Here is a 7,711-nt window from a genome sequence, read left to right as displayed (position 1 = left end):
GCATTAATTTTAAAGGAGCAATAAACATGCTCCTTATTAAAATGAGTCGATCCCTCAGGCCCTTGGCCCATAGCCGTCAGGCTAAGAATATCTGATCCCCTCTCCACCGCGCGCAGCGTGGGGGAGAGGGTTAGGGTGAGGGGGCTATAAATAAGGTCGCGTAGCGATTCATTACTCATTTTTCTGTAGCTATGGTTTATTGTCACAATAAAAATGGAATCACTAACGTGATAAATTTTCTAACCCCCTCTCCCTTCCCTCTCCCCCACGCTATGCGCGGTGGAGAGGGGATAACATTGATTTTTAGCCTGACGGCTATAGGCCCTTGGCCCAACCTATATAAATATATCCGTGGTTTTCACACCGTTGCAGTTCTCACCGGGATGTCGATTAACTCATGACCATCTTCTTTTCTAAGCTGAATAAAAATAACTATCGAGGCAAAAGTCAGTAAGGACATGGCAATAAAGGTTAAATGAAAACTTCGGATGCTCAACGCCGGATCATGGCTCAGACTCGCTGAAATTCTGATTAGCAATGCCGCCGCGGCAACTCCGAAACTTTGTGCAAGCTGCTGAGTGGTACTGACAATACTGGTCGCCGCACTCATTTCTTCTGCATCCACATTCGCATAAGCCAGAGAATTCATCCCGGTATATTGCAAGGATATTAATAACCCATAAAAAAAGCTGAGCAGTGCTATCGCAATGAAGCTGGTCTGTGCATTAATGAAAGCGAACATGCCCAGCGCGATGCCTACAAGTATTGTATTGACGATTAACAGCTTTTTATACCCGAACCAGCGCAGGATATGCACCGACAAGGGTTTTACAATCAGCACACCCAAAGCCGTAGGGGCGAGTAATAATCCGGAAATCTGAGAGTTATACCCAAGGCCGATTTGCAGTAACAGCGGTAATAAAAAGGGAAACCCGCCGAATCCGAGCCTGGCAAACAGATTTCCCAGTATCGATACCCGAAAGGTTCGTATGCGAAAAAGTTCAATTTTTACTATGGGATGAGCCCTGTTGTAAGAATGCCAGGCGTATAAAAATAACAAACAAAACGCCAGCGGCAGGCTTAGAACGACCAGAACATGCCGCGCATCCGATTCGCTAAGAACTGACAAGCCAATGGTTAACATGGCCAGACCACTGCCAAAAAGAATAAATCCCCATTTATCCAGAGGCGGCATCGGCCGCGAAGGCATGGAAGGCAGCAGAAAAATTGCCAGAAAGACCGTCAGAATACCAACCGGAGCATTAACCCAGAAAATCCAGCGCCATGAGAAATGATTACTGATTACCCCGCCGAGCACCGGTCCCAGCATCATTCCGATTGCAGCCACCATAACCACCACACTCATCTTGCTTACCAGCTCATGACGCTCACAGGTACGCATGATGATGAGCCGGCCCACCGGCAAAGTAAGCGAACCGCCGACTCCCTGGGTAATTCTTGCAATAATGAGTTCAGGCAGGTTATCGGTAAAACCGCACCAGACAGAACTGGCGGTGAAAAGCATAGCCGCCAGAATAAACACTCTTTTTGCACCAAAACGGTCGGCTATCCAGCCACTGACCGGGATAAAAATAGCCAGACTAACCAGATAACTGATTAGAGCAATTTTTAAATTAATTGGATTGACATTCAGACTTTTTGCAATCACCGGAATAGCCGTATTTAACACCGTGGTATCCACGGCCTCCATGAATAAAGCGAAAGAGACAATCAGGAGAATGATATTTTTTTTCATTAAGAAAATCCGTTAAAATCATCTTTTAAAATAGGCTCGATAAGCCTGAACGTCAACTTTAAAAGAAACACAGGTCGATGAGCCAAAGCTGTTTATTCCCTTAAGACCAGTATATAATCCTTCCAGATTTAATAAGGGAGAAACAATTGATGAAAAAAATGGCTTTATTTTTATTCTGTGGTTTCACTGCATTTCAAGCTCAGGCGAATCCCAGCCTCTGCGGATATAGCGACTTTTTCCGTATAAGCGACGACAGCCGCCCTGATATTGCCATCGTTGATGCCAATACGACTCCTGAACTTTTTATGCAGGTTCTGAGTCATTTAAGCTTTGAAATTCGTGACACTCCCGCTTGCCGCAAAGGGCGCGCCAACATTACCGTCGCAACCAACGATGGCAGAAGCTGGTGTGTGCTCCATCTTCAGGATGGCCCATTTATGATGCATCCCAAAGTTCATGCTAATTGCTCAGGCATGCGTTTTGTGGATATGTCCTATGAAGGAACCGGCAGCTTCCATTATACTATCCGTTTGGATTGAGCCTATAGCCTGCACCAGGCAGGCTATACTTAAACTATTTTCAGCATAGGGACGGGCAAGAAATTACAATGGACTTTAAAGATTATTATCAAATCATGGGCCTGGATAGAACGGCCAGCCAGGATGAAATTAAACAAACCTATCGCAAACTGGCAAGAAAGTACCATCCTGATGTCAGCAAGGAACCCGGTGCCGAAGAAAAATTCAAGGAACTGGGAGAGGCTTATGAGGTATTAAAAGATCCGGAAAAAAGAGCGAAATACGATAAATACGGCCAGTATTGGAAACAACAAAGCGAAGCCCAGCAACAATATGGTCAGGACTATGAGCCCCAGTATCAGTATGCGGGTCATAGTGATTTTGATCCTGCCGATTTTGAGGATTTTCTTGGCTCCATATTCGGCCGGCAGGCAAGACGCGAGCAACAAGGCTTTTACGATCAAGGTCAGGATGTCCATGCCCAGCTGACCATCAGCCTTGAGGACAGCTATCAGGGCAGTGAGAAAATACTCCAGCTTCAGATGCCTTCGATCAATAAACAGGGCGAACTGGAATACCAGCAACGGTCCATACGGGTAAAAATTCCCAAAGGAATTGGCAATCAACAGCAAATTAGGTTGAAAGGCCAGGGCGGAGAGCGGGTCGCAGGCAAGCGCGGTGATCTGTATATTGAAATTCATATTGCTCCCCACCCTCTCTTTCATTTGGAGAAGAAGGATATCCATCTGAAGGTCCCTATTACGCCTTGGGAAGCAGTTCTTGGTGCTAATATTGAGATACCCACACTGGGCGGCACAGTAAACATGAAAATTCCGGCTTACTCTCAGACAGGTAAAAAAATGCGCCTTAAAGGACGCGGCCTGCCAGGTAATCCGCCGGGCGACCAATACATAACTCTGGAAATCAGGATTCCGGAAACTGAAAACAGCGACATGAACAGACTTTTCGAGCAAATGGCTAAAAGCGTTCATTTTAATCCGCGTGAAAAAATGGGAGCAGCTCATGAGCGATAAAAAGACTGGCACAATGGAATGCGAACAGCTATTTTCACTCTCTTTGCAGGAAATCAGCCATTCCTTTGGCGTTACCCGTGAAACAATTATCGAAATCGTTCAGGAAGGTATTGTTACGGTTAGCAGGAACGAAAGCAATGAGTGGCTATTTGACGATGAAGCCTTAAGACGTATCCGTACGGTTATACGGCTCAACCAGGATTTGGGCGTTAATCTGGCGGGTGCAGGACTGGTTCTGGATCTGCTCGCTGAAATTGATCAGTTGCGGGCTTTACTTTATTCACAGAAGTTGTAACCTCAGGACGTAGCAAGAAGCCCCACGCCATAAGTTAAGGAAGCCCTCCAACCTACAATAATTCCTTAACTTAATGGCAGTGGCAGCTCCCCTGACCGGTCTAAGCGGTCATTACCCGTTGCACCACAGGAAGCGTTTCTGCGGCAAAGGGGGCCGGCCATTGAAGTCCCAATTCTGCAATCCGCCTGCCAAAGGCATCGATATACTCTTTCAGTTCACCCTGCAGAGCATCAATACTGAATACAGGACAGGCATTATCTTTGAGCATCTGATCTAGTCCGTCACGAATAGCAGCCCGCTCTTCCTCATTTTTTAACTGCCCGATTTGTTTGCGAATGGTATATATCGCTCCCATGAGTTCTTTTGCGGATAAGGGCTCACGGGTTAAATCTTCAAACCAGTGAATCAGGTTATTGTATGCCCTGGAAGGAGAGGAAGAGAACCAATTGGAAAAACAGCTGCTTTTGTGGTGCTGGGCCATATATACTGTCGCATAATCATCCAGGCTATTAAAGGCACGCATGAAATTAACTCGTCTTAAGCGTTCTGCGGCATGACTTATCGATTGATTAGCATCCTTTATTAATTGCTGTTGAGGAGAAGACAAACTTTTTTTATTCAGCAATATTTCCAAAAGGCCGGCATATTTATCAATCATGGTTGAGGCAATGGTCACATTGATCTCCAGCACCTTACGGCTATTCGGGTCTTTGGCATCCTTATTTTTAACTGCCGCCATAATTTCGGCATTGGACAGTAATTCCTGCAGATAATCATTCATTTTGCCATTAATCCCATCCTTTATCAGATTAAACACATCAGAAAGGGTAGAGGAGGTGGTGGACAGAAACGAATGACCTGTTTTTTTTGTGGAATCCTGAACCCGCGCCTGCGCTTTGGCAAGATCATTCACAGCGGCATTATAATGACCTCCCTTATTCATAATGCCTGCTTGCTGAGCCGATAACTGTTCATCTGCTGTGTTACCCGCCAGAATTCTGATTGCCTGTAACTGCTTCATTAAATCCATTTTTTCCGCATCTTCAAGCTTCATGACCGCCCCTTTTCGTATCCTTGAATTTAAAGTCTAGCGGCCATTTGAAAAAACAGGCAACTTTCAGGAATGCCGGATTTAGATGAAGGACTAATCCGACCTCCTACGTGTCTCGGTTTGTCCCTGAGGAATCCCCTCATTTTTTCATTCAAAAAATACCTGGCGTTCAGGTCAAAATGACTTTAAATAGTGTCGTTTCCGCGTAGGCGGAAATCCATCTTGCAAACAACGTCAGGAATTATCTTGAGAAACAGATTCCCGCCTTCGCGGGAACGACACGATAATAGACCTGTTTGAGCAATTGTTAAGTCATCCGCTGACTATATAAAAAGTGGGGAGAGCCCTCAGTGCTTGTCCGAGGCATGCAGGAGATGCTTGAAGTATTGTTTATCCCAAAGTAACCGGCCTAGTCTCGTTTAAAGCAACGGACGATGGGTTAGTAGCTTCAGCAGCCGCCGGAGGATGATACAGAGAGGTATAAGACGCAATGCCTGGTTTTAATGCCGTTTGCCCAGTTAATAGCGTAATCCCTTGCTCAAAATTATGCGCTTTGGCGATATCAAGCGCTGTCTCACCTGCTTCGTTTTTCAAATCAATAAATTGCTGTATTGAAATCTTGTCTGAAGCTTTCTGTTTAAGCTCGAGCACCATTGAAATCAAATCAACACGCCGATTTGCAGCAGCCCAATGCAGGAAGCTGTTCCACTGAGAGTCCTGCTGTCTGATCAGGTTGAAGAACAGATCCGCAGGTAATTTGGAAAGTACAAAACGTCCCTGTGGTCGATTAAGCAGGTACATCAGCAAAGACTGAGACTCGTCCAGACTACCCCACTGCTGAATGGCAATATCGGCAAACAAGTTGACCATGATATTTCTGTGCGACTCTATATTCACTTTTTCCGGAATTGACAGAATATTAAAAATCAGGAACAAAAAATCCAATCCTTCCTTTTTACGCGCAAGTAATTCAAAACGGGTCTTACCCAGATCATTGTACTGCCTGAATAACTTGTCCAGGGAAAAATTGAAATTGACCAAAACCGGGTTCTCTTGCAGATAATTTTGAAAACATTTCCAGGAACTTATGCCATCGGAATTATTTTTGTACAGATGCATGAGTAAGGGAAGGTCGTTGGGCCTTGCAGCGGCCATTAAAAATGTATATAACAAATCAGGAGGGATATTAATGAACAGCATATCCAGATGTTCATAAATTTCCTGAACACTTAGTTGGCATTGGGATAAATTCGACATTGCCTTAAGTCTTGCATCACTTATTATTTCGTTTTGTTGTCTTGCCTTTTCTTTTATTAATCCTTCTATGACCCTGATTTGCACGTTCAATTTCTTTTTATCACGCGGCTTCTGGCTGGTGGAATCTGACAATAATTTTTGTGTATGTTTTCTTTTTGCAAGCTCAAGTTCAGTAACCTCGCCTGACAATTTTTTAACTGCCGGGATAAGAATCGGCCCTCTCGTTGTAGAAATCTCTTGTACTTTGGTTCGTAAATACTGTTCATCATATACCGGAGGATTCTCTTTTTTGGAGAGAGTATTTCCATAGCGTGAGCAATCCAGTGCGTTTAATGCGATAAGCAGATTTAATTTTTTAGCCAGTTCCAGCGGGGTTAGCCCTTCTTTATTTTTTACCTCCAATACGTCCTGCTCTACCTTGACAAACCCGTCCTTTAAAGCGCTCGCTCTTGCTGCCATAATCGCTACTATAATATTCACGCGCTGATTGCTTACCGCCCAATGCAAGAGTGTATTTCCTTCTTTGTCCTTGCAGCATAAAGAAGGGAACAGCTGGCTGCTGAATAGAATTTTGAACAGAGGACGTCCTGTTGGATGGTTTAACAGAAACATTAATAAACTATCTTTTCCAATCAAATCATCCCATGTATTGACTGAAGAAGCTGCAAACAAAATATCTTTAAACAGGGATAGCGTCTCTGTATTTAGCATGTCAGGAATGGACATTGAGTCCCATATCTCTTTAAGGAAATCAAGGCCATGTTGTTTAAGGCATAAAATTTCAAAATAGGTGTTTCCCGAAATGGGATCTTTTTTAGCCAGTTCTTTTAACGAAAAATAATGCTCCAGCTCCAGAGGATTATTTATAAAATAACGCTTCAACGCCATCCATTTATCATTATCTTTTTTTAATCGGGAAATAAAACAATCATTGCCTCCATTTTCAGTCAGAATCAGCCATCTGAAAATAGTTTCCTGCGGGTGGTTCTTTCTAAACGTCTTATCCAAAGCACTTTCGGAAAAAGACTCAAACAAATTATTCAGATCGGTTTGAATCTTCTCTTCTACCCTGGACAACCTCGGGTTTTGTGCCATCAACTCCCGCTTTTCCTGTTGCAGTGAAGCCCATTTCTGTTTTAAAGCAGCTCCCTTTACCTCCAATGAGCTGCGCTTCTGCAAGGCTTTCTGCAATTCATCCTGATACGCAGCCTGTTCATTTGCAACGCTATCTAATTGCATTTTGATTTCTTCGAGAGAACCCGGCAGGCCAAATTTGCCTCCTGAGCCTGACTTGAAAAATTTAGGTGAACGAGCCAGCGGATCTCTCGTCGGTAGAACATCTATTCTTTGCGAAAGACTTCGAGAATTGCCCGACAAGCTGGCCGTGGTTTCTTTCGGCTCAGCTTTAGGTATAGCAGCTTGTTTGCCTTTATTTCTCCTGTTCGAGCGGCGATTAGACGTCTGTTTTTTATCTGCGACGCTTAAAGGTGCTTGCTCCTCCTGTGCCGTATCCGCCTTTTCAGTTGGTTCTTTTACAGCCGCTGCACATTCAGTCATTACTTCGACCGTCTCAGCCGCTTCCTGCTTTTCGACAGGGGGCTCTTCTTTTTTAATCAACCCCTTGGTCAGCAGGAAATCATCGTAATCCGTGTAAGAGCGATGCTCTTTAAGACAGTGCTCAAACGCGTTCCTGGCTATGTCTTTTTTGTCATTCTGATACAGCCGGCAAACCTCTTCTTCCCATTGCGTCAGGCGCTCTTCTTCCGTTTGCTCTAAATTCGGATCGCTTAAAAAGGCCGT

Annotated in this window: 6 protein-coding genes; 3 read left to right on the top strand and 3 right to left on the bottom strand. The window is 44.4% G+C overall.

The genetic code is table 11. From position 1 onward, the window contains the following. Positions 1-358: 358 nt before the first annotated feature. Positions 359-1,756, bottom strand: coding sequence for a DHA2 family efflux MFS transporter permease subunit (locus E1O89_RS15275; RefSeq protein ID WP_133140912.1), 1,398 nt, complete (start codon positions 1,754-1,756; stop codon positions 359-361). A 146-nt stretch (positions 1,757-1,902) separates the two neighbouring features. On the opposite strand from E1O89_RS15275, the gene E1O89_RS15270 reads away from it, so the two are divergent. The 3 genes from E1O89_RS15270 to E1O89_RS15260 all read left to right on the top strand — a co-directional run bounded on the left by E1O89_RS15270 (position 1,903) and on the right by E1O89_RS15260 (position 3,603). Further along, positions 1,903-2,295, top strand: a complete 393-nt coding sequence (locus E1O89_RS15270; protein ID WP_133140911.1) for a hypothetical protein — start codon at positions 1,903-1,905, stop codon at positions 2,293-2,295. A 68-nt stretch (positions 2,296-2,363) separates the two neighbouring features. Beyond that, entirely contained in the window at positions 2,364-3,308 is a 945-nt protein-coding gene (locus E1O89_RS15265; RefSeq protein WP_133140910.1) for a DnaJ C-terminal domain-containing protein, read from the top strand. Further along, positions 3,298-3,603: a chaperone modulator CbpM gene (locus tag E1O89_RS15260; protein WP_133140909.1), complete on the top strand. Its 306-nt coding sequence runs from the start codon at positions 3,298-3,300 to the stop codon at positions 3,601-3,603. Before E1O89_RS15265 ends, E1O89_RS15260 begins: the two co-directional genes overlap by 11 nt. A gap of 100 nt (positions 3,604-3,703) precedes the next feature. Here E1O89_RS15260 and E1O89_RS15255 read toward each other — a convergent pair whose 3' ends face one another. Further along, on the bottom strand, positions 3,704-4,657 hold the full coding sequence (locus E1O89_RS15255; RefSeq protein WP_133140908.1) for a hypothetical protein: 954 nt from the start codon (positions 4,655-4,657) through the stop codon (positions 3,704-3,706). A gap of 387 nt (positions 4,658-5,044) precedes the next feature. Continuing rightward, positions 5,045-7,711 (bottom strand): ankyrin repeat domain-containing protein (locus tag E1O89_RS15515; protein WP_165483183.1); only part of this gene is annotated, 2,667 nt, incomplete at its 5' end.

This window comes from Legionella genomosp. 1 (genome assembly GCF_900640215.1).
GTDB classification, from domain to species: domain Bacteria; phylum Pseudomonadota; class Gammaproteobacteria; order Legionellales; family Legionellaceae; genus Legionella_C; species Legionella_C quinlivanii_A.
This window is presented reverse-complemented; position numbering and strand designations above follow the sequence as displayed.

Coding starts and splice junctions, on each gene's coding strand:
- E1O89_RS15260 (WP_133140909.1), top strand. CDS start 3,298: ATGAGCGATAAAAAGACTGGCACAATGGAATGCGAACAGCTATTTTCA.
- E1O89_RS15275 (WP_133140912.1), bottom strand. CDS start 1,756: ATGAAAAAAAATATCATTCTCCTGATTGTCTCTTTCGCTTTATTCATG.
- E1O89_RS15265 (WP_133140910.1), top strand. CDS start 2,364: ATGGACTTTAAAGATTATTATCAAATCATGGGCCTGGATAGAACGGCC.
- E1O89_RS15255 (WP_133140908.1), bottom strand. CDS start 4,657: ATGAAGCTTGAAGATGCGGAAAAAATGGATTTAATGAAGCAGTTACAG.